Origin of the sequence: Bartonella sp. AD13SXNS, assembly GCF_042196465.1 — a bacterium.
Lineage (GTDB): Bacteria > Pseudomonadota > Alphaproteobacteria > Rhizobiales > Rhizobiaceae > Bartonella.
In genome coordinates this window covers 23,641-47,808 of sequence record NZ_JBHIQI010000010.1, presented here as the reverse complement: position 1 = coordinate 47,808, position 24,168 = coordinate 23,641, and the positions used below count along the sequence as shown (strand labels likewise).

20 protein-coding genes are annotated in these 24,168 nt (G+C 37.2%); 14 read left to right on the top strand and 6 right to left on the bottom strand.

What is annotated here, in order from left to right; all coding sequences use genetic code 11:
• The first annotated feature begins 205 nt into the window (after positions 1–205).
• On the top strand, positions 206–682 hold the full coding sequence (locus ACFIMQ_RS07045) for a hypothetical protein (RefSeq protein ID WP_375703672.1): 477 nt from the start codon (positions 206–208) through the stop codon (positions 680–682).
• A 52-nt stretch (positions 683–734) separates the two neighbouring features.
• Here ACFIMQ_RS07045 and dksA read toward each other — a convergent pair whose 3' ends face one another.
• Positions 735–1,151: an RNA polymerase-binding protein DksA gene (dksA, locus tag ACFIMQ_RS07040; RefSeq protein ID WP_375616603.1), complete on the bottom strand. Its 417-nt coding sequence runs from the start codon at positions 1,149–1,151 to the stop codon at positions 735–737.
• Between the two features lie 291 nt (positions 1,152–1,442).
• Entirely contained in the window at positions 1,443–1,982 is a 540-nt protein-coding gene (locus ACFIMQ_RS07035) for a flavin reductase (protein WP_375703671.1), read from the bottom strand.
• A gap of 146 nt (positions 1,983–2,128) precedes the next feature.
• Between ACFIMQ_RS07035 and rpe the strand changes: the two genes are divergently transcribed.
• The 10 genes from rpe to ACFIMQ_RS06985 all read left to right on the top strand — a co-directional run bounded on the left by rpe (position 2,129) and on the right by ACFIMQ_RS06985 (position 11,235).
• Positions 2,129–2,815 (top strand): ribulose-phosphate 3-epimerase, encoded by a 687-nt coding sequence (rpe, locus tag ACFIMQ_RS07030; protein WP_375703670.1) that lies wholly within the window; start codon positions 2,129–2,131, stop codon positions 2,813–2,815.
• The gene (gene purB, locus ACFIMQ_RS07025; RefSeq protein WP_375703682.1) at positions 2,815–4,122 is read left to right on the top strand and encodes an adenylosuccinate lyase; all 1,308 of its coding nucleotides are present in this window, start codon (positions 2,815–2,817) and stop codon (positions 4,120–4,122) included. Before rpe ends, purB begins: the two co-directional genes overlap by 1 nt.
• A 68-nt stretch (positions 4,123–4,190) precedes the next feature.
• Positions 4,191–4,739, top strand: coding sequence for an RBBP9/YdeN family alpha/beta hydrolase (locus ACFIMQ_RS07020; protein ID WP_375616600.1), 549 nt, complete (start codon positions 4,191–4,193; stop codon positions 4,737–4,739).
• Positions 4,740–4,912: 173 nt separating this feature from the next.
• Positions 4,913–5,677, top strand: coding sequence for a phosphoribosylaminoimidazolesuccinocarboxamide synthase (gene purC, locus ACFIMQ_RS07015; RefSeq protein WP_375616599.1), 765 nt, complete (start codon positions 4,913–4,915; stop codon positions 5,675–5,677).
• 79 nt (positions 5,678–5,756) lie between these two features.
• Complete coding sequence (purS, locus tag ACFIMQ_RS07010) at positions 5,757–5,996, top strand: phosphoribosylformylglycinamidine synthase subunit PurS (protein ID WP_375616598.1); 240 nt, start codon at positions 5,757–5,759, stop codon at positions 5,994–5,996.
• An 11-nt stretch (positions 5,997–6,007) separates the two neighbouring features.
• On the top strand, positions 6,008–6,679 hold the full coding sequence (purQ, locus tag ACFIMQ_RS07005; RefSeq protein ID WP_375616597.1) for a phosphoribosylformylglycinamidine synthase subunit PurQ: 672 nt from the start codon (positions 6,008–6,010) through the stop codon (positions 6,677–6,679).
• Between the two features lie 285 nt (positions 6,680–6,964).
• Positions 6,965–9,175 carry a phosphoribosylformylglycinamidine synthase subunit PurL gene (gene purL, locus ACFIMQ_RS07000; RefSeq protein WP_375703669.1) on the top strand — a complete coding sequence of 737 codons (2,211 nt, stop codon included), beginning with the start codon at positions 6,965–6,967 and terminating at the stop codon, positions 9,173–9,175.
• Between the two features lie 66 nt (positions 9,176–9,241).
• On the top strand, positions 9,242–9,475 hold the full coding sequence (locus ACFIMQ_RS06995) for a BolA/IbaG family iron-sulfur metabolism protein (RefSeq protein ID WP_375616595.1): 234 nt from the start codon (positions 9,242–9,244) through the stop codon (positions 9,473–9,475).
• A gap of 100 nt (positions 9,476–9,575) precedes the next feature.
• Positions 9,576–9,908: a Grx4 family monothiol glutaredoxin gene (grxD, locus tag ACFIMQ_RS06990; RefSeq protein ID WP_375616594.1), complete on the top strand. Its 333-nt coding sequence runs from the start codon at positions 9,576–9,578 to the stop codon at positions 9,906–9,908.
• A gap of 70 nt (positions 9,909–9,978) precedes the next feature.
• Complete coding sequence (locus ACFIMQ_RS06985) at positions 9,979–11,235, top strand: multidrug effflux MFS transporter (protein ID WP_375703668.1); 1,257 nt, start codon at positions 9,979–9,981, stop codon at positions 11,233–11,235.
• Positions 11,236–11,784: 549 nt separating this feature from the next.
• Here ACFIMQ_RS06985 and parC read toward each other — a convergent pair.
• Both parC and aspS read right to left on the bottom strand, forming a co-directional pair.
• On the bottom strand, positions 11,785–14,034 hold the full coding sequence (parC, locus tag ACFIMQ_RS06980; protein ID WP_375616592.1) for a DNA topoisomerase IV subunit A: 2,250 nt from the start codon (positions 14,032–14,034) through the stop codon (positions 11,785–11,787).
• Between the two features lie 802 nt (positions 14,035–14,836).
• The gene (gene aspS, locus ACFIMQ_RS06975) at positions 14,837–16,630 is read right to left on the bottom strand and encodes an aspartate--tRNA ligase (protein WP_375616591.1); all 1,794 of its coding nucleotides are present in this window, start codon (positions 16,628–16,630) and stop codon (positions 14,837–14,839) included.
• A 123-nt stretch (positions 16,631–16,753) separates the two neighbouring features.
• Between aspS and rnd the strand changes: the two genes are divergently transcribed.
• A complete protein-coding gene (rnd, locus tag ACFIMQ_RS06970; protein ID WP_375703667.1) occupies positions 16,754–17,908 on the top strand; it encodes a ribonuclease D in 1,155 nt (384 codons plus the stop codon).
• A 495-nt stretch (positions 17,909–18,403) separates the two neighbouring features.
• Here the strand turns inward: rnd and ppx are convergent, their stop codons facing one another.
• Positions 18,404–19,921, bottom strand: a complete 1,518-nt coding sequence (gene ppx, locus ACFIMQ_RS06965) for an exopolyphosphatase (RefSeq protein WP_375703666.1) — start codon at positions 19,919–19,921, stop codon at positions 18,404–18,406.
• A gap of 6 nt (positions 19,922–19,927) precedes the next feature.
• Entirely contained in the window at positions 19,928–22,108 is a 2,181-nt protein-coding gene (locus ACFIMQ_RS06960; protein ID WP_375703665.1) for an RNA degradosome polyphosphate kinase, read from the bottom strand.
• Positions 22,109–22,435: 327 nt separating this feature from the next.
• Between ACFIMQ_RS06960 and ACFIMQ_RS06955 the strand changes: the two genes are divergently transcribed.
• Positions 22,436–22,684 carry a zinc-finger domain-containing protein gene (locus ACFIMQ_RS06955; protein WP_375606646.1) on the top strand — a complete coding sequence of 83 codons (249 nt, stop codon included), beginning with the start codon at positions 22,436–22,438 and terminating at the stop codon, positions 22,682–22,684.
• Positions 22,685–22,736: 52 nt separating this feature from the next.
• Positions 22,737–23,987 carry an FAD-binding protein gene (locus ACFIMQ_RS06950; RefSeq protein ID WP_375703664.1) on the top strand — a complete coding sequence of 417 codons (1,251 nt, stop codon included), beginning with the start codon at positions 22,737–22,739 and terminating at the stop codon, positions 23,985–23,987.
• The last annotated feature ends 181 nt before the right edge of the window (positions 23,988–24,168 follow it).

The following is a 24,168-nucleotide window of genomic DNA, read 5'->3' as shown; positions in this document are numbered from 1 at the left end:
TTGCCTTAGATTATAACTGTTTCTTATATCACAAAACTTCCTTTATAGTCGTTGTTATAAAGTATATACTATGATATCATCTTTCTAAGAAAGCTCACTTAATTGTAAAAGTTTATTTCTTTATTTCAGTGAACCTTTTGAGGGTATATTGATAAATTTATCTCAATAAAAAACGATATTTCCATGCCAAAATGGGAGAAAATCTATGTATATCTGGTTATCAGACCAAATAGGTGTATCTGCTGCCAACATAACTATAAGCTTTTTGCTTTTTATAATAACAATCGCAGCTATTACCGTAATTATCGTGTTTTTACGCCGTTTAAAAACGAAAAGATTCAGCGTTAATAGAAAAAAAAGCCCAGCGCGGTTAGCAATATGTGAAGCAATTTCTATAGATCGAGCACGCCGCCTTGTTTTAGTTCGTTGCGATAATAAAGAACATTTGCTCCTTATTGGCGGATTAACAGATGTGGTTGTAGAATCCGATATTACCTGTACATCCAGAATACAAAAGAGAGAGAGACACACACACCCAAATCCCACATTTTCAGAAAGAGGAGAAATGCCGGATAAAAAGTCCTCTCCTTTTGCGAATCAAACCGTAAAAGATTCAGCAATTACGGCCGAAATTGAAGGACGACAAGAACCATCTTTATTTATTCCCACTCCCCACAAATAAAAATATACAATTTTATCACTACAAATTCCGTTTGTTTATCATCTCAATAACTTTAATCATCACGATAAACTCTTTCTCGTCGCTCGTGACGTTCTTGTGCTTCCAACGACAAAACAGCAATCGGCCGAGCCTCAAGACGCTTTATACTAATGGGTTCACCAGTTTCTTCACAAAAACCATATGTCCCATTATCAATGCGCTCTAAAGCTGCATCTATTTTTGAAATAAGTTTTCTCTGACGATCACGAGCACGTAATTCAAGTGTACGATCAGTTTCACAAGATGCCCTATCGGTCAAATCGGGTTGACCAACATTCTCTTCCTGTAAATTTTCCAAAGTTTCACGAGCTTCTTTTAATATATCATTTTTCCAAGAAACCAATTTAGCACGAAAATACGCCTTTTGCCGCTCATTCATAAAAGGCTCATCTTCACTAGGGCGATATTGACCATCAATCTCTTCGCTCATGTAATAAAAAACCTCCACATATGCTATGTTCGGTCTATATATTGTGCAATACCTCTCAACACAAGAGTAAAATGTTTTTTCATAGCAATCTATAAATATATCTCAATGCGTTGTTTGATCTTGATCATTTTTGAAGGTTGGATTCTTGATCAAATATCATCCCTCAATTATCTTTCTCGTTAGAAAATTCAAAAAGAAGAAAATTCAAATATCAGAGCCCTTCTTCTTCATTGTGCTAAAATTTAAATGGAGTAACGATAAATCACTTCACCAACCCAAAAAACAAAATCTTTATAAAGGCAAAGTGTGATATCCACGTTTTAAATACATCAAAGCATCTTTTTCTTGATTACAGTTGATTGCAACAACCTCACCAATCAAAACACAATGAGTTGCATGTTCGTGCCAACAAATCAAACGACAATCAAACGACGCTAGAGCGTCTGAAAGACTAGGCGCCCCCGTTTGCAAAGCTCCCCATTGAGCAACATCAAAACGCTCATTTTGTGTAGAATTGCAACGTCTCGAAAAAACATCCGCTAATGAGCGATGTTTTCCTGCCAAGCTATTAACACAAAAATTTCCATTCTCCATAAACACCTGATTCTTTAAATTATGGCGCATGAGACAAACAAGAAGGGTTGGAGGATCATCAGATAAAGAACAACACGCCGAAACAGTCACCCCACGTCTTCCCTTAATACCATTTGTTGTCACAATATGCACAGCTCCTGCAAAAAGACTCATGGCATCTCGATATTCTTGGGAAGAAACCGCAATAGTATGTTTATGTTGAAGTTCAGGCATCAAATATGTTTTATGATTCGACATATCTTTCACTTATAAAGCTTTAAAATTTCAAGCGATCTTTCCATAAAAAGACCTATAATACATATTTTTTCTTTTCCGTCATAACACAAAAAATATTTGTGTATACACAGCGATATGATAAAAACTGCCAATCTAAGGAGATTTTAATGCCCCATTCTCACCTCATTTCGCCTTCTCTCTTGGCTTCTGATTTTTCTAAACTTGGACAAGAAATGTTAGATGTTGTTGATGCTGGTGCAGATTGGCTTCATCTTGATATTATGGATGGACACTTTGTTCCTAACATCACCTTTGGTCCTGAAATCGTCAAAGCTCTTCGCCCATTAACAAAAGCAATATTTGATGTCCACCTGATGATCGCACCAGTAACCCCTTATTTAGAAGCTTTTGCAAAAGCAGGTTCAGATATTATAACTATTCATGCTGAAGCAAGTCCACATCTTCATCGTTCATTACAAACAATCAAAAAAATGGGGAAAAAAGCAGGAATCGCACTCAATCCAAGCACTCCTGAACATATCCTTGAATATTTGCTTGATCAATTAGATCTCATTCTCATCATGACGGTCAATCCCGGTTTTGGTGGACAAAGTTTTATTCCAGAAATAGAAGATAAAATTAAGCGCGTTAAAAGCATGATTGCAAACCGCCCTATTGATCTTGAAGTTGATGGTGGTATCACCGTTGATACAATTGGGATAGCTGCAAAAGCTGGTGCAAATGTATTTGTCGCAGGCTCTGCAATTTATAAAGATGGAAATAAAGAGCTTTACAAAACACGTATTAGTGCATTGCGCCAAGCCGCAATCCTCTCAGAACAAGGAAAAAAATGATGATCGCACGTTATTCCCGCCCTGCAATGGTAACAATTTGGTCTCCCGAAACAAAATATCGTATTTGGTTTGAAATTGAAGCCCATGCCTGTGATGCCCTTGCTCACTTAGGGATTATTCCTAAAGAAGCCGCCAAAGTCATTTGGGAAAAAGGGGCAGCAGCTAAATTTGATGTCAATCGCATTGATGAAATTGAAGCAATTACCAAACATGATGTTATCGCATTTCTAACCCACCTAGCTGAATTCATTGGACCAGAAGCACGTTTTATCCACCAAGGCATGACATCATCTGATGTTCTCGATACAACGCTGAACATTCAATTGATGCGTGCGAGTGATATTTTGCTAGAGGATATAGACCAACTTCTTGAAGCCTTAAAAAGCCGTGCTTTTGAACATAAAGAGACAATCACCATTGGGCGAAGTCATGGCATTCATGCTGAACCGACAACATTTGGAGTCAAATTTGCTCTTGCATACGCTGAATTTTCCCGTTGTCGCAAACGTCTTCTTGCAGCACGTGAAGAAATTTCTACTTGTGCAATTTCAGGAGCTGTAGGAACTTTTGCTAACATTGATCCCCGCGTTGAAGAACATGTAGCAAAAGCCTTGAGGATGCGTGCTGAACCGGTTTCCACTCAAGTAATACCAAGAGATCGTCATGCTATGTTTTTTGCAACACTTGGTGTTATTGCTTCCTCTATTGAAAGGCTAGCAATAGAGATACGCCATTTACAACGAACAGAAGTTCTTGAAGCAGAGGAACATTTCTCACCTGGGCAAAAAGGTTCATCGGCAATGCCTCATAAACGTAATCCAGTTTTAACAGAAAATTTAACTGGATTAGCCCGTATGGTACGTGCATTTGCACTCCCAGCCATGGAAAATGTAGCTCTTTGGCATGAACGTGATATTTCCCATTCATCTGTTGAGCGTTATATTGCTCCAGATGCGACTATTACACTTGATTTTGCTCTTTCTCGCCTCACATCTGTCATTGAAAATCTCATTGTCTATCCAGAAAATATGCAAAAAAATCTCAATAAATTCCGGGGTCTTGTTCACTCACAACGAGTACTTTTAGCCCTCACACAAGCAGGGATTAGTCGTGAAGATTCTTATCGGATTGTACAACGAAATGCGATGAAGGTTTGGGAACAAGGAAAAGATTTTTTAGAAGAACTCCTCAACGACAAAGATGTTACCAAAGCTTTAAGTGAAGAAGAACTTCGCGAAAAATTTGATCTTTCTTACCACACCAAACATATCGATGCGATTTTTAAACGTGTTTTTGAAGAACAATAAAGCGACATAGAAAACCAAAATCTATTCCACCTATGATCAAAAATCTGTTGTAACAAAGAAAACAATTCATGAAAGCAAATCAACTCGATATTCTTATTGTTCCTGGCTACAAAGGATCTGGTCCAGATCATTGGCAAACACGCTGGGAAAAAAAATTGTCGACAGCCCGCCGCATTGAACAACTCCATTGGTCAAAGCCTGTTTGTGAAGAGTGGGTTGAAGGGGTTAAAACCGCCATCGTACAAGCTCAAAAGCCTGTTATGATTATTGCGCATTCATTAGGAGTTCCTACTGCTCTTCAGGCAATTATACAAAATACAGAAAAAATTTGTGGCGCTTTCTTTGTTGCACCTCCTGATGTAGCTAATGAGAAAATACGCCCTAAACATTTAATGACATTTGGCCCTTATCATCGTCAAAAGTTGCCTTTTCCTTCTCTTGTCATAGCCAGCCGTAACGATGAGTTTTGTCAATTTTCAGTAGCAGAAAAAATTGCCAATGATTGGGGATCACTCTTTGTTGATGCTGGGTATTCTGGCCATATTAACGCAGAATCCGGACACGGGCCTTGGCCTGAAGGGCTTATGGTTTTCTCTCACTTTCTTGCAAAAATTTGATCCCAAAGAGGTAAACTCTTTCTCATCGCCTATGTATCTCCACCTTTGAGGAAATATGTAATGACAAAAATTATAAAAGTATCATAGTAATATCATTGAGAATTTCTATCAATTAGGATAGTATCATTTATTCAATGTTATTAAAAACCTCTCAAGATAAATAGAGAATCATAATGAATCGTCGCCACCGTATTTATGAAGGCAAGGCCAAAATTTTATATGAAGGACCTGAACCAGGAACTTATATTCAATTTTTTAAAGATGATGCAACGGCCTTTAATGCAAAAAAACATGAAATTATCGACGGAAAAGGGGTTTTAAATAACCGAATTTCGGAACATATTTTTAGCCACCTTGGACGTTTGGGCATCCCAACACATTTTATTAAACGCATAAACATGCGCGAACAGCTTATTAAAGCAGTGGAAATCATTCCATTGGAAGTTGTTGTTCGCAATGTTGCTGCCGGCTCCCTTGCTAAACGTTTAGGACTGGAAGAAGGAACTCCACTTCCACAATCCATCATTGAGTTCTACTATAAAAATGATTCTCTCGATGATCCTATGGTGACGGAAGAACATATCACAGCTTTTGGGTGGGCTGTCCCACAAGAGATAGAAGATATCATGCAACTTTCAATTCGTATTAATGATTTTCTTTCTGGGCTTTTTGCTGGTGTTAACATACAATTAATTGATTTTAAAATGGAATTTGGTCGTCTGTGGGAAGATGAAACAATGCGCATTGTCCTTGCTGATGAAATTTCACCTGATTCTGCACGACTATGGGATATGCAAACACAAGAAAGAATGGACAAAGACCGTTTTCGTCGTGATATGGGTGGACTTATTAATGCCTATCAAGAAGTTGCCAAACGTCTTGGTATTATGAATGAAAATGAACCTACACGACCAAGTGGTCCCGTTCTCGTAAAGTAAAAACAAGGTAAAATATTATCGCCTTATATAAATACCCCCTCTTCAAAGGAGAGGTTCTTTTAACAACAGGAAGCAAAAAATGAAAGCACGCATTACAGTTACTTTAAGAGAAAGCGTTCTTGATCCACAAGGAGAAGCAATTGTTGGTGCTTTAAAAAGTTTAGCTTTCGAAGGCATTCGTTCCATTCGTCAAGGCAAAGTCTTTGATATTGTTCTTGATGATCAGCCTTCTGAAAGCGCAAAGAAAAAACTTAACCAGATGTGTGAAGAGTTACTCGTAAATACTGTCATCGAAAATTATACAATCGAACTTCTTTAAGTGGAACGCTCATGAAAACTGCTATCATTCAACTTCCTGGATTAAATCGTGACCGAGATATGATTGCAGCATTACATCATATAACGGGAGTTGAACCACTAAAAATTTGGCAAACAGAAACAACAATTCCAGATGTAGATGTTATTATTATTCCTGGTGGTTTTTCTTATGGCGACTACTTAAGGTGTGGCGCTATTGGAGCGCGAACCCCTATCTTAAAGGCCATTCGTGAAAAAGCACAAGAAGGGACTACAATAATAGGGATCTGTAATGGATTTCAAATTTTGTTGGAAGCGGGATTATTACCCGGTACTTTAATGCGTAATGCTTCTTTAAAATTTGTTTGTCGTGAAATCAAACTTGAAGTCGTCAACGCCAAGACAAAATTTTCTCGATATTATTCTAAAGGACAAATTATTCGTTGTCCCGTTGCACATCACGATGGGAATTATTTTGTTGATAGTGAAACATTAAAACAAATGGAAGATAATCAACAAATTGTTTTTCGTTATGCAGAAAATACAAATCCTAATGGCTCAATGAAAGATATTGCTGGTATTGTTAATAGAGCTGGTAATATTCTTGGTATGATGCCTCATCCTGAAAACTTTATTGAACCCGCTCATGGAGGTGTTGACGGTCGTTTACTTTTTCAAAGTGCTTTAGAGTTAGCAAATGGATGATGCCGCAAAATTCTTGTGCTCCATAATTTAAAAAAACAAGGATTTATACCATTTCTCGCATCGTAAATCTATGAACGGAATTTTCACAAACAACAATGGATATTATTTTCTAAATACATAATTACTTAAGATCGTTTTTGGTCTTAAATCCCACCAAACAAACGAACAAAATCTTCAGCTTACGGTCTATGAATATTTTTATTATTAAACAACATTATTGCTTATAATAGCTGCTAGATAGAAACTAAAATGCTGAATTTCAGTTAATTTAACGGATAAATACTCATGAAGCCTTGCGATAACATCACTATTACACCAGAACTCATTGCACAACACGGGCTAAAAGAAGATGAATATCAACGTATCCTGACGTTAATCGGTAGAGAACCCACATTTACTGAACTAGGAATTTTTTCTGCAATGTGGAACGAACATTGTTCTTATAAATCCTCTAAAAAATGGCTAAAAACTCTTCCAACAGAAGGAAAGTGTGTCATTCAAGGGCCTGGTGAAAATGCTGGCGTTGTTGATATTGGTGAAGGGGAATGTGTGGTTTTTAAAATGGAAAGCCATAACCACCCTTCTTATATTGAACCTTATCAAGGTGCAGCGACAGGTGTTGGTGGTATTTTACGTGATGTCTTTACAATGGGAGCCCGTCCTGTTGCTGCTATGAATGCATTACGATTTGGTGCTTCTGATCACCCACGAACACGCCATCTTGTTTCTGGTGTTGTTTCTGGAATAGGTGGTTACAGCAATTCTTTTGGTGTTCCAACGGTTGGTGGAGAAGTAAATTTTGATGAGCGTTATAATGGCAATATACTTGTTAACGCTTTTGTAGCCGGTATTGCAAAGACAGACGCCCTTTTTTATTCTAAAGCGCAAGGCATCGGACTCCCTGTTGTTTATCTTGGTGCAAAAACAGGGCGAGATGGTGTCGGTGGAGCAACAATGGCTTCTGCTGAATTTAATTCTTCAATCAGTGAAAAACGTCCAACCGTTCAAGTCGGTGATCCTTTTACAGAAAAATGTCTCCTTGAAGCATGTTTAGAGCTCATGGAACTTGGAGCTGTGGTTGCTATTCAAGATATGGGAGCTGCAGGTCTCACCTCTTCTGCCGTTGAAATGGGTGCAAAAGGCAATCTAGGAATACAGCTTAATCTTGATGCAGTTCCTGTTCGAGAAGAAAACATGACAGCCTATGAAATGATGCTTTCTGAAAGCCAAGAGCGTATGCTCATGGTTCTTAAACCAGAGTTAGAAAAGCAAGCAGCAGCAATTTTTCATAAATGGGGGCTCCATTTTTCCATTATTGGAAAAACAACCAATGATCTACGTTTCCGTGTATTTCATCAAGGAAAAGAAGTTGTTAATCTTCCCATCAAAGAGCTTGGTGATGAAGCGCCTGTTTATGATCGTCCTTGGAGTGAGCCGGCAAAAAAAACACCCTTGAAAGCAGGAGACGTCAAAAAAGTTGAAAATCTTGGTGATGCGCTTTTGAGCTTATTGAATTCTGCTGATCAAAGTTCTCGGCGATGGGTTTATGAACAATATGATACTCTTATCCAAGGAAATAGCCTTGTTTGTCCAGGAGGTGATGCAGGCGTTATCCGTGTAGGAAACAACAGCAAACGTGCTCTTGCTTTTTCTTCTGATGTAACACCTCGCTATTGTGAAGCAGACCCTTATGAAGGAGGAAAACAAGCTGTCGCAGAATGTTGGCGAAATATTAGTACGACAGGTGCAACGCCGTTAGCTGCTACAGATAATCTCAATTTTGGTAACCCTGAAAAGCCTGAAATTATGGGACAACTGGTCTTGGCTATTAAAGGGATAGGGGAAGCTTGTAGAATCCTCGACTTCCCTATCGTTTCAGGCAATGTTTCTCTTTACAACGAAACAAATGGAGAAGCTATTCTTCCAACCCCTACAATTGCTGGTGTAGGACTTCTTAGTGATTGGTCTAAAATGGTAACAATAAAGGGGATGCAAAATGGAGATTATATTGTTTTAGTGGGAGATTGCGGCTCTCATTTAGGACAATCAATCTATGCGCGAAATATTTTAAATATTGATGCAGGTGCCCCCCCTCACGTAGATTTACAACTTGAAAAAAAGCATGGTCAATTTGTTCGAGATGTCATACATCGTGGTTTTGTTCACGCCGCCCATGATCTTTCTGATGGAGGATTAGCGATTGCGCTTGCAGAAATGGTCATTAAAGCAGGTAAAGGGATCAAAACAAAATTAAGCAACCAATCACCAGAACATGCAGAACTTTTTGGAGAAGACCAAGGACGTTATCTTTTAGCAGTCAAACCTGAAGCACTCAATAGCCTTAAAGAGCTCGCACAAATAAGTGCAGTTTCTTTAATAGAGCTAGGTCAAGTTGCAGGTGATGCACTTGATATAGATGGAATACTAAAACTTTCTATAGATGAACTCATACAAGCCTATGAAAACTGGTTTCCACAATTTATGGATGAAAAATAAAGACTTTTTCGTTTCTTTTGGCTATAGCTACTCTTATAAAAAATTAATAAACAGAGGAGAATAATCATGGCAATGAGTGCCCACGCAATTGAAGCGCTTATTCGTGAAGGTATTCCTGATGCAACTGTGATAATCCGTGATCTTGCTGGAGATGGAGAACACTACGCTGCTGAAGTTATTGCCGAAAGCTTTCGCGGTAAAAGCCGCGTTCAACAGCACAAAATGGTTTATGATGCTCTTAAAGGCAATATGGGAAACGACCTTCACGCTCTAGCTCTACAAACAAATATTCCCAAATAATTTTAAAATTTCTTCTTGCATTCATTCATTCAATACGATTAAAAAATAATATGAGTATAAGTTACACATTTATAAAAATCTGAAATATCGAGGAATAAAAATGACCACTGTTCATGATTTTATTGATAACGAGATTAAAACAAACGACGTCATTTTATTCATGAAAGGAACACCTGACGCTCCGCAATGCGGTTTTTCAGGACAAGTTGTTCAAATCCTTGACTATTTAGGATTGAATTATAAAGGGGTTAATATCTTAACTTCTAACGAATTGCGCCAAGGGATCAAAGATTACTCAAATTGGCCAACAATTCCACAACTTTATATCAAAGGTGAATTTGTTGGAGGGTGTGATATCGTTAAAGAAATGTTTCAAAACAATGAGTTGCAGGAGCTTTTGAAAGAAAAAAATATTCCCTGTAATCAATCATAGGTATCTTGCATTTTATTCAGACTCTTAAAAAGAGCTGTTTTCAGAAGAAATTTTATTTCAAGGATGCCATATGTCATATTCAGTCGATGAAGAAACGCATAGTAATGCGATTAGAAAAAGAATTGGCTATAAAGAATTTGTTATCCTTATTGCTTCACTCATGGCTATCAATTCTATAGCTGTTGATATTATGTTGCCAGCAATGCCCAACATTTTAGACAGTTTAAATGTTATCGATGAAAACGATCAACATTATATCATTTCTAGTTACCTTATCAGCTATGGCATCTCACAGATATTTTTTGGTCCCATAAGCGACCGTTATGGGCGACGTAAACTTATCCTTATTGGTCTTGCTTTTTATTCATTTACGGCGATTGGCTGTGCATTTATATCTAATTTTTCTCTCTTGCTTATTTTGCGTATCCTGCAAGGTATAGGAGGAGCTGCTATGCGTGTGCTTACAGTTTCTATTGTACGAGATCTCTATAGTGGTCGGAAAATGGCAGAGGTGATGTCTATCGTGATGATGGTTTTCCTTATTGCACCAATGATTGGGCCAGCAACAGGACAGATCATTTTACTGTTTGGAAACTGGCAACTTATTTTCATATTCATGGCAATTATCGGTTTAGGACTAATGATTTGGATTCAACTGCGCTTGCCTGAAACTCTTTATGCGCAACGCTCTCTTTCATTTTCTTCGGTCAAACATAATTTATGGATTGTGATAACCAATCGCACAACACTTTGCTATACACTAGCAACTTCCATTATTTTAGGCTGTATCTTTACCGCCGTTAATACATCGCAACAAACCTATGAAGGGATCTATAATCTAGGACTTTGGTTCCCTATTGCCTTTGCAGTCGGTGCTGCATTTCAAGCCCTATCATCATTCTTTAACTCTCAACTCGTTGGACAACTTGGAATGCGGCGTATTGCTCACGCAATGCTTTTACTCTTTTGTGCCACTTCATGTGTATGGTTTATTGGCTCCATCTTAACAGATGGCATTCTTCCTTTTCCTTTTTACATGCTGTTATTCTGTATATTGATGTTTGCCTGCGGTGGGATTATGGCAAACTTCAATACACTCGCCCTTGAATCTGTAGGAGAAATAGCTGGAACGGCATCGTCTATATCTGGTTTTTTGCAAACATCTATTGGCACAGGACTTAGTTTTTTTATTGCTCAACAATTTAATGAAACAACCACCCCTAATTCGGCAGGATTTTTCTTTCTGAGTCTCATTGCCATACTTCTTGTCTTATATGCTGAACGGGGTCATCTTTTTAGGCAATATCATAGTAATCCTAACGAGTAAAGATTGCTCTATGAGACAATTAATAATATCTCTCTTGAACAATAAGGAAATGCCTATAATATAAAATAGAGCACTCTTGTGCTGAACATTCACATGTTTATTTTAAAAATAAACTTCTCAAATCATTTCACGACAACATTCATGAATGATATAAGGTTTAAAAAACAGTGAACTGTATAAAAATCATTGAATAGCAGTATCTTTACTTAATAAAGACGCAAATCGTCATCATAATACTATTCCCAGTTTCTAAAAATATAATCACTGACAAAAAACAAACATACCTATTGTTGCAACAGCTCTTATATTTCAAACAGTCTATAAGAAATATTTTTATTCTTTTCCTCAATAGTTTTTATGCACACAATCCCCCCTCATCTTATGACATGCAAATATTTTTTTACTGATTTAACCTAAACAGGACAAAAATTAAGAAAAAAACTCACACTTTAGGTCTTTCTTTCCATATAAAAGTGATACGTTATCTTTATAAATCAATATATTGCATATCATAAAGTCATACGGCACTTTCCCGTTTATAAAATAAATTTAATTGATAAATTTTCCCGATTTTGGAAATCCCCTTGGAACCAAACGCCCGACGCCCGCACGCGTTCCCATCCATTCAATGAGATCATCAGCTTGGCGGTTAAAGATTCGATCAGCTGTATCTTGCCAACTTAAGCCTTCTGATAAATTAAAAGTCTTGGCATCAACAATGCCACCTTCTTTATAACGCTGTAAACGAACACCTTTACCGCGATTCATTTCTGGTATTTGTTCAATAGAAAAAATAAGCATTTTTCGGTTTTCACCGACCACAGCAATATGATCACCATTTACCGGAACACAAAGTTTTACCTTATCAGGAGATTTGACATTCATCACTTGCTTTCCTTTTCGTGTATTGGCGATCACTTCTGAAGAAGAAACAATAAAACCATTACCGTGAGATGAAACCAAGAGCAATTTTCCCTCTGCATGATGCACAAAAGCTGTAAAAATATCGTGCTCATCGTCCATATCAACTAAAAGACGAATGGGTTCACCATGCCCCCGCCCTCCAGGCAAACTATTTGCACTAATAGAAAAAAATTTTCCACCCGTACTGATCAGCACAATCTTGTCGGTCGTAAATGCTGGAAAGGCTAACTTTAAACTATCTCCTTCTTTAAAAGAAAGTGCTTTATAATCGTTTAAATGCCCCTTTAAAGCACGCACCCACCCCTTTTCAGAAATAACAATAGTAACCGGTTCTTTTTCGATCATTGCTTGTTGAATATCATCAAGATCATGTCTTGGTGCCTCTTCAAACGTCGTACGTCTTTTCCCCAAGAGTGTTTCAGGACCAAAAGTGTTTCGAACTTTTTTGATTTCTTCTGAAATTATTTTCCACTGTTTTATAGGAGAAGCTAACAAATTCTTTAGCTTTTCTTTTTCAGCTTTCAAACTTTCAAATTCCTTACGAATTTCAAATTCCTCAAGCTTACGTAAAGAGCGCAAGCGCATATTAAGAATAGCTTCTGCTTGATTTTCTGTTAATTCAAAACGACTGATAAGCTGCTTTTTAGGTTCATCCTCTTCACGAATAATCTGAATGACCTCATCGAGATTTAAATAGGCAATAAGATATCCATGAAGAATTTCCAATCGGCTATCAATTTGATCAAGCCGATAATGAGAGCGACGAATAAGCACTTCTTGACGATGTTCAAGCCATTGATGCAAACTTTCTCGCAAAGAAAGGACATTGGGTATTTTTCCCAAAGACAAAACATTCAGATTGAGGGGAAATCTTACTTCAAAGTCAGTCAATTTAAAAAGAGACTCCATAAGGAGCTCCGGATCAACCGACCGATTTTTAGGAACCAGCACGATTCGGATATCTTCTGCTGATTCATCTTGAATATCCTCAAGCATTGGCAATCGGCGTGCAAGCAATAACTCTGCTGTTTTTTCAATAAGACGTGACTTTTGAATCTGATAGGGAATTTCAGTCACAACAATCACATAAGAACCACGGCTACCAGATTCCTGATGCCAACGTGAACGCAAGCGAAAAAAACCCCGACCAATACGATAAGATTCCTCAATACTCTTTTTAGGCTCAACTAAAATGCCACCAGTTGGAAAATCAGGACCAAGAACGAACTGATTTAATTCCTCATCATGTGTATCGGGATGTGCAATTAAATGGAGCGCCGCATCACAAAGCTCAGCAACATTATGGGGTGGAATAGATGTTGCCATACCAACAGCGATCCCTGATGAACCATTTGCTAAAAGATTAGGAAAAGCCCCAGGCAAAACAACGGGCTCTTCATCTTCCTCATTATAAGTTAAACGAAAATCAATGGCGTTTTCATTAATTCCTTCAAGTAACAATGCAGCCACTTCAGTCATCCGTGCTTCCGTATAACGCATGGCAGCAGCATTATCACCATCAATATTGCCAAAATTGCCTTGTCCATCAACCAACGGATAACGAACTGCAAAACTTTGAGCCAAGCGCACCAAAGCATCATAAATAGATGCATCCCCATGAGGATGAAATTTTCCCATGACATCACCGACAATCCGCGCACATTTCGCATAAGACTGTCCAGGATTTAGTTTGAGAAGCCGCATCGCGTGAACAATCCGCCGATGGACAGGCTTCAATCCATCACGCACATCAGGCAATGCACGGTGCGTAATCGTAGAAAGCGCATAAGCCAAATAACGTTCCTGTAAAGCAGAACGTAATTCTATTGGCTCAATATGTTCTTTATCAAAAGGTAAATTCATTTTATCAGACATAATATTAGAACAAAAGTTCCCACAATAATAAAAAGTTATTTTATAGGATTTATTTAAAACAACCCTTTATGAGTCGACTTTTTTATTAAAAGTCAACGACATAAAAATAAGTGCTGCAATTAAAACATGAACAGAAAATTATATCAATTTGAAAAATTTATACATGTTCTTCCCTCTTGTCCTAAGCAATATATGAAAATACTTCATACATTATCGAAAACTTTTTAAATATCCTCTTTAAGTGATAAAAAACAAAGAAAGTAAATCATTTTTTCAGTGTTAAATAGAGAAACTGGCATTTTCAAAATAAATAATATATTGATATATAAAGATAATTCATTTTTTACAACTTAAATGAAACTCCAGAATATTGTAGAATTCTCTCATTTCCAATTAATTTAAAGATCAATCAATCACAAACATTTCCCCGCTTATCACAAGCGAAAGAGCTACTATATGAAGCAAGGGAGAAAAATGCCTCTTATAATCCATTTGCATACAAGAACGATCAATATTATTGAAATCTAGAAAGTAGAACGGTGGTTATTAGTAAAGATAGTGCTACACAACAATTTTTATATCACTCATGAGGCTTTTATAGTTATACCTTTCATACGAGAAAGCATCGTAAAACACAATTGCATTGAGAGGTATTTCTTTAGAAATAATGCCCTCATAAAAAATCAAAACAACAGTATTTTCTGCCTATCTCAATTTTTACAAATAGTACACACACTGACACCTAGAGAAACATCAACGCTTTACTTTATGTAGAAAAGATGACAACAATCCACAACCAACTTTATGAACTATTTTTATGAGTAGGAACCATGCGGATTCCTAAATCATGTAATTGTGCAGGAGAAACATCAGACGGAGCACTCATCAAAAGATCAAGTGCTTGTTGATTCATAGGAAATAAAGCAACTTCACGCAAATTTTTAACACCTTGCAACAGCATAATGATTCGGTCAATTCCCGCAGCCATACCACCATGTGGTGGAGCCCCATAATGGAATGCACGATAAAGACCACCGAAACGATCTTTCACAACTTCCTTAGAAAGCCCTACAAATTCAAAAACTTTAAGCATCATTTCTGGTAAGTGATTACGAATTCCACCTGATGCAATTTCATAACCATTGCAAACAAGATCATATTGAAAAGCTTTAATAGTAAGAGGATCTTGACAGGCAAGGGCATTTTCTCCCCCTTGAGGCATGGAAAAAGGATTATGTCCAAAATCAATCTTTTTTTCATCTTCATTCCATTCAAAAAATGGAAAATCAACAATCCACGCCAAAGAGAAACTATCTCTATCAAGAAGATCTAATTCTTCCCCTACCCTTGTGCGTGCTGCTCCGGCAAAAGATGAAAACTTTTTTGGATCGCCAGCTACAAAAAAACAGGCATCCCCACTTTCAAGACCAAGCTGTATACGGATTGCTTCAGTCCTCTGTTCACCAATATTTTTGGCGATAGGCCCTGCTCCTTCAAATTTTCCTTCTTCTTCACGCCAGAAAATATAGCCGAGTCCTGGTTGCCCCTCGCCTTGTGCCCATACATTCATACGATCACAAAAAGCACGACTTCCACCCGTTTTAGCTGGAATAGCCCACACTTGTGCATTCTCATCATTCGCTAAAATTTGAGCAAAGACTTTGAAACCAGAATTATAAAAATGCTGAGAAACATCTTCCATAATGATCGGATTACGCAGATCAGGCTTATCAGAACCATATTTCTGTATTGCTTCATCATAGGAAATGCGAGGAAAGCTTTGTGTCACAGTCTTTCCATCTGCAAATTCTTCAAAAATAGAACGCATAATAGGTTCCATAGTTGCTAAAACATCTTCTTGCTCAACAAAACTCATTTCAACATCTAATTGATAAAATTCACCAGGAAGACGGTCAGCCCTTGGATCTTCATCTCTAAAACATGGCGCAATCTGAAAATAACGATCAAAACCTGACATCATCAACAATTGTTTATATTGCTGTGGTGCTTGCGGTAGCGCATAAAATTTTCCCTGATGAACACGACTTGGCACTAAAAAATCACGCGCCCCTTCCGGCGATGAAGCTGTCAAAAGTGGCGTCGTAAATTCTGTAAAACCATTATTTTGCATAGCCCGTCTCATAGCAGCAATAATTTCAGTCCGACGCATAATATTTTTGTGCATAGTCTCCCGACGTAAATCAAGAAAACGATACTTCAATCGAATATCTTCTGGATAATCAGGCTCACCAAAAACCGGTAAAGGAAGTTCATCAGATTTTGAAAGAATTTCTACCTCTTGTGCAAAAATTTCAATCTCACCTGTTGGAAGCGTTGCATTAATAACCTCATCAGAACGTGCACATACCTCCCCATCCACACGAATAACCCATTCAGAACGTACTTTTTCAATAACTTTAAAAGCTGGTGAAGCAGGGTCAGCAACAATTTGTGTGATTCCAAAATGATCACGTAAATCCACAAAAAGAATTCCTCCATGATCACGAACACGATGAACCCACCCCGAAAGACGAACTTGTTTTCCTACATCACATCTACGAAGAGCCGCGCAATGATGACTGCGATAACGGTGCATGTTTTTTGCCTTTGATTATAATACTCACATGCGCTACAAACGCTTTTTAATAACCATTTGTCAAGATATGAGAATAAAAACTCAAAAATAAAGTCAATAAAAGACGAATTTAATTATAGTAGAATGATGAATCTTATTACACAAACAACAGATCTTGAAATTGCACTTAATGCTCTACGTACCTCTGATTTTGTAACAGTCGATACTGAGTTTATCCGCGAAACAACTTTTTGGCCTCAACTGTGTTTAATCCAACTCGCATCACTAGATGTTACAGTTCTGATTGATCCCATAGCACCAGATATTGATTTACAGCCGTTTTTTGACCTTATGATCGACAAAAAAGTTGTAAAAGTTTTTCATGCTGCGCGCCAAGATATTGAAACAATTTATCATCTTGGAGGTGTTATTCCTTCCCCTCTCTTTGATACGCAAATAGCAGGATCAATTTGTGGATTTGGTGATTCTATCTCCTATGATCAAATTGTACAACGCTGCACGGGGCATCATCTTGATAAATCCTCCCGCTTTACAGACTGGAGTTGCCGACCTTTATCTGAAAAACAACTGCTCTACGCACTTGCTGATGTAACTTACTTAAGAGATGTTTACCTGTTATTGAAAAAACGGTTAGAAAAAAATCAACGTGCTCACTGGATGGATGATGAAATAACAATTCTTTTAAATCCTAAAACCTATGATATGCCAGAAGATGAAGCGTGGAAAAAAGTGAAAGGACAAATTAAAAAGCCACGTGAACTTGCTGTATTACAAAAGATAGCAGCTTGGCGTGAACGTGAAGCACGAAAATACAATATGCCACGTCGTCATATTATAAAAGATGAATGTCTTATAGAAATAGCAATCCAACAACCAAAAGATGAATCTGCATTAAAACGGTTGCGCAGTCTTAATAAGAATTGGGATAAACTCTCAATTGCTCAATCATTAATCAAAGCTGTCCACGAAGGCTTAGAGGTGGATCTTTCTATTTTACCCCCCATTCCTAAACATAACCCACTCAATGATTCGACAGCCGCTGTTATCGATCTGCTCAAAGTGTTATTAAAAATTGTTGCAAATGAAAACAGCATTGCCCCTAAAATTATTGCAACATCTAATGATTTAGAAAAAATTGCCAATGGAGGAATAAAGAAAAATATTCCCGCTATGAATGGCTGGCGCTATGAAATATTTGGTAAAAAAGCCGAACAACTACTAAAGGGCCAGATAGGTTTTTACTTTAACGATGGAAAAATAAGCACAAAACAGCTTTAATTTACATTTCCCCGCATAATCTGAGATTTTCATAAATCTTCTAAAGGGAAATTTATTTTATGTCAAAATGAGTGGAACATAAAAAGAGAAAAATTGCGCAATCACACTTTATTAAAACAATTTTATTTAAAAAATCTAGAAGAGACTCTGAGTAAATTTAAAACGTTCTCATTTTTAAAAATCCATTATGCCACTCATTTTATCTATATCAATCTCTATACACCTATAAACCACACCGCAAATACGACAAATAGGCCTGCTATGGACAAATTTAAATAGTAACTTCTTATTAAAAATGGCAGTTCAATCAAAATTCTTATAATAAAGCGCGCTCCATTACAAAATAGCGCCCTAGCGAAAAAGGAAAGTATGAAGATATAATACCTCACATCACCATACATAAAAAACTTATCGAACCAACATAGCGACTAAAATATCGAACAATAACACCATTATAAGATATGAAACGCGAATACATTACATTAGGAGGAAAAATCAAAAAATCTCAAAAGCGAGAGGTTGTTTTATTATTTTTGATAACTTCTTTAATCGTCCAAGAGGACGTTCTCCTAATAATCCAGCGTAATTCTTTGGGATATGCAAAGTGATATGATTTGTTTTTTTATGCCATAATAAATGAGGTAAAATTCCTGCAACAGAAGCGCTAAAAAGATGAGCAAGACGCATAGTTTCACCGAGAATACGTGCTTTCTCAATTATATTTTGCGTTGCTAGCTGAAAAATGGGAAGAGATTCTTTATCAACCAATAAACTTGTATTGCGAAAAAAAACAGCAAGCGCCGCATAAAGGCGCCCTTCATGAGAAATTCCTGGATAAGATCCTAATGCTATCTGATTGGCTGCTTCATTGCCTCGATAATCTGGATGTATACGCCAACCAATATCAGCAAGAAGACAAGCAGCTTGACGATAACGGTATTCATTCTCAGTTTCTGAAATTCCAAAAACTTCAAAGGCATTCGTCGTAAAATTAATGAGCTCTTCTGCTTGTTTGGGTGAACGTGCCCGTAAAATAGCCATTTCTGTGCACGCCTCAATGAGAGGATCTGAAATGCGAATCGCCTGCGGCAATCGTGAATAAAGAAAACCTTCACGAACGCCAGCACCAGAAAAGATTATCTTTTCAAACTCCATATACTGAATGAGTTCAATAAGAATTATTGCTCCATAAGATAAAAGTTTCCGACGATTCTGTGAAACCGCTGCAATCCCTCTCATATTATCAATATTGCCACTTGCTACAAGACGTAAAAAACTTTCCATTTCAACGGCATCAACTTCATAGCCATGCATAACAGGGAGGCGATAATGTTTCATTGCCATATGAAGTTTTGCCAAATTACGCCATGTTCCTCCTACGGCATAAAAATAACGTGCTATACCTTTACGCGTATGAATAATAGAAGATTTATAAAATTGCTCATGTACAATTTTTGTGGCTACAGCGCTATCATTATTTGACATATACTGTAGCCGTAATCCCCCTAATGGAAGCGTTATTCCTTCACCGACATCAGAATGATCAATATCAATCAGCTCGAGACTTCCACCACCAAGATCCCCAGAAATACCCTTTGGTTGATAAAAAGTAGAAACAACTCCATAGGCTGAATACATAGCTTCTTCACTTCCTGAAAGAAGATATATTTTATTTTGCAAAATATCCTCAGCATGCTGAATAAACGCTACACCATTTTTTGCATCTCGTGCTGCTGCCGTTGCTAAAGTATAAACCTCATCTGCTCCAATCTGTCGACAAAGCGTACGAAACCGTTTCAGTGTTTGCAACGCCATTTTCATCGATTTTTCTTCTAAAAATCCCGTTTTTGCCACACCATGACCGAGACCACAAAGAACCTTTTCATTAAACAAAACCGTTGGCGAGCGAACAAGCCCCTCATAAATAACCAGCCGAACAGAATTTGAACCAATGTCAATAACAGCAACAGGTTTACGCCCTTTTAGCCGACCTTGAGCATCTCTATATGTCATTGGAATTCAATCTTTATGTATTTCGGCTTGTTGCCGATGCAACGCCACCAAACGCAAAACAGAAGATTCAAAAGACTCATCTTCTCCCGCAATACTCGTATTGGCCATAAAATACTCCTGCGCATTAAACAGACTTTCACCTATCTGCGGTATGATACGCTTTGATGTTCCGTCCTTAAGTATATCAAAGCTTTGTTGATTATCAATGATATTAGCCAACATAATCTGTAAAAGAATTTTTTGACGCGCCATTTTATTAAAAACTGGAACCAATATTTCAATACGATAGTCTAGATTACGAGGCATCATATCGGCAGAGCCTAAGTAAATAAGCGCATTTTCATTGGGCAAATCTTGACCATTCCCAAAACAAAAAATGCGACTATGTTCAAGAAAACGCCCTACGATTGACTTTACACGAATATTATCTGAAATTCCTGGAATACGAGGACGTAAACAACATATTCCCCGTACAACCAAATCAATTTGCACTCCAGCTTGACTAGCACGATATAAAGCATCAATAATCTCAGGATCAACCAATGCGTTAACTTTCATCCAAATAGCAGCAGATCTTCCCTGGTATGTATGAGCAATTTCTCTTTCAATATGCTGAAGAATACGACCACGCAATGTTAAGGGTGAAAAAGCAATCTTCATTGTTTCATTTGGACGCTCATATTGCGCAATATAATTGAACAATAACGCAACATCATGAGCGATAACATCATCCGTGGAAAAAAAAGAAAGATCAGTATAAGTTTTAGCGTTAACGGGATGGTAATTTCCTGTTCCAAGATGAACATAAGAGCAAAGACGTTTTCCCTCACGTCTCACAACCAGTGACATTTTAGCATGTGTTTTTAATGCAATAAAACCAAAAATAACTTGAACCCCAGCACCTTCAAGATCCCGTGCCCAACGAATATTTGCTTCCTCATCAAAACGTGCTTTAAGTTCTACCAAAGCAGTCACAGATTTTCCCTGTTCAGCAGCTTCAATCAAAGCGCTAACAATTGGGCTATCATTTGATGTACGATAAAGAGTTTGTTTAATTTCCACAACATCAGGATCGCAAGCAGCTTGACGTAAAAATTGGACAACAACATCAAATGTCTCATAGGGGTGATGAATTACGATATCATTTTCACGAATAGCCGCAAAACAATCCCCATGATGTTCACGAATACATTTCGGAACACGGGGAATATAAGGAATAAATTTGAGATCATCACGGGGAATAGAAATAATATCTGACACCATATTAAGCGCCAAAAATCCATCAAGAACATTAATACAATGATCAGGAACAGAAAGACTATTTGCTATAAATTGACGTAAATCCTCTGGCATTTTTGCGTCAAATTCAATTCGAATAACCTGTCCACGGCGCCGCCTTTTAAGAGCAGTTTCAAAAAAATGAACAAGATCTTCAGCTTCCTCTTCTACTTCAATATCACTATCTCGGATCACTCTAAATGTACCAATTCCTTTAACCTCATAGTTAGGAAATACATGTTTAATAAAAAGGCAAATAACATCTTCAGATGCGATAAAACGAAAATGATTACCTTCCTGAGGAAGAAGAATGAAACGCCTTAAAAGCATTGAAATAGACAACAACACTGTGTGTGAGTTCTGATCAGTTTCTCCAGACAATTGAAGCCCAATAGAAAGCCCTAAATTAGGAATAAATGGAAAAGGACGAGTAGAATCAACAGGCAAAGGTTTTAAAACAGGAAAAATTGTCTCAAGAAAATATTTTTCAAGCCATGATTTTTCAATTTCTGAAAGATCATCCGGACAAATAATTTCAATATCATTCTTTTTTAATTCATCACGTAAAACATTCAATTCTCGTAGTTGGTGAGCCTGCAGCTTTGAAATCTCAGCGAGCACAATATCAAGTTGTTCCTGTGGAGTGTGCCCATCTGCACTGCACACTGTAACGCGAGCACGAATTTGAGCTGCTAGTCCTGCAACACGAACCATAAAAAACTCATCAAGATTTGTTGCTGAAATAGAAAGAAATTGTAGACGTTCTAATAAAGGATGTTTCGAATTAGCAGCTTCCATCAAAACACGATTATTAAATTGTAGCCATGAAAACTCTCGATTAATAAACCGTGCTGGATTTTTCATTGTTATATCCGATATAGAAATTTTATCTACCACCCTCTGTTCCATATATTCTAACTAAGCTTCTTTTATACTTTATAAAATCTTTGATAAAATATCTCACATAATATTTTATAATATGTTATCATCACAATAATACATCAATGCCCCATTTTTCTTGTTATGTTTCCATTTAATATTTTAAAATACTTGGAACGAGGCTCTATGCGCAAAGCGCTAAAAACACGACAACTATTCTGATTATAGCATAAAAGAGGAATAATTTGTCTTAAAAAGCATCTTGCATTATGATACGCTTTATTACAAACTCACACTCATAAAATAGAAGAGCCCTATCATAACTAACGAGACAATTTATTCTGGAGTTTGTACGCCATGGCTGATCACAATATTCCCCATTTTCAAAATGACCTTGGATATAAAACAATCGAAATTGGTGTGAAAGAGTTTATGTGTGTAGGCGCTACACAACCATTTGATCACCCTCATATCTTTATTGATATGGGCGCTGCTGATGAGAAAATTTGTCCTTATTGCTCAACCCTTTATCGTTATGTTCCCTCGTTATCATACGATCAAACAAACCCAACAGGATGTTTATATCATCCAGACAAGCTATTATAATGTGTTCTAGGGCTTTCTTAAATAACCACTCTTTTAATTCTGCTTGTTTAATATGAAATCGTTTGTAGAGCAATCACCTATCATCGTTGGAGGAGGAATCGCTGGTTTAAGCACCGCTTTAGCACTCGCTCATAAAGGAATTGCAAGCATCATTATTGAAAAGTGTAAAAAACTTGAAACAATAGGCGCTGGTATTCAACTGACACCAAATGCAACATCTATTCTTGCTCGCTGGGACCTTCTTAACAAACTCACTGAAGTTGCGACAATCCCACATTTTCTTGAGTTAAAAGATGGAATATCTTTAAAAATACGTCTACGTGCTCATCTTATCACTCTAACAGAAAAATATTGGAAAGCCCCTTATATGACGATTCACCGCGCGGCTTTACAAAAAATTTTATATAATGCAGTGATTGAAAATCCTTTGATCAAATACAAAGCAGGTGAATCCATTATATCGTCTACACAATCTGCAACAAACATTAAAATAACCACAATAAAAACAGATACAGCAACACAACAACAGCTTTATTTAACCCCTCTCCTGATCGGATGTGATGGCGTTTGGTCAACATTACGGCAACAATCTCCTTTTCATGAAAAAGCAAATTTTAGTGGTTTTATTGCTTGGCGAGCAACAACAGTACTTGATAATCTTCCTCAAAACTTTCGTTCTTCATTGCAAAATGTGAAGACAATTACGGCTTGGATGGGGCCTCAAAATCATCTTGTTGTCTACCCCATTCAATCGTCAGAAAAAATTTTTAATTTTGTCGCCATTACGCATGGAGAAAATTCAAAAGAAGGATGGGCCCATAAAGGAGATAAAGAAAAACTTAAATTTCTTTTTAAAGCTTGGAATTCAAAAATCTTACAAATCTTTGATCATATTGATGAATGGAGATATTGGCCACTCTTTCAGATGAAACAAAATCGTTTTCTAGGCTTAGAGAGACAAGTGTTTGTTGGCGATTGCGCACATGCTGCCTTGCCTTTTGCAGCACAAGGTGCCGCTATGGCAATCGAAGATGCTGCCACATTAGCAGAAGTACTCTCATTGAAAGATCTTTCATTAACGAAAGCACTTTCGCTTTACGAAAAAACACGTACCCCCCGTATTGCAGAAGTAAAAAAACGCGGAGATTTCAACAAATTAGCCTATCATGCAACTGGTCCCATAGCAATCGCCCGTAATCTCATGATGAAAATTCGTACACCAGAGAGCATTATGTCAGATCTCAATTGGCTTTACATGTATGATGCGATGAATTCCATAAAAAATAATAATAAAAACTTATAAAATTCTTCCGGTACTTTGAATATTACGAAAGAAAGAGATTTTTTGACTCTATGACACTAAAGACCCATCATAATTTACTCAAATAAAAACAATATCTTTCGAAACCTACAATCCGATTTTAAAAGCTCAATTTTTAGCTCTCCTAAAAGCAAAAACACCACTCAAAATCAGCTCCCATCTT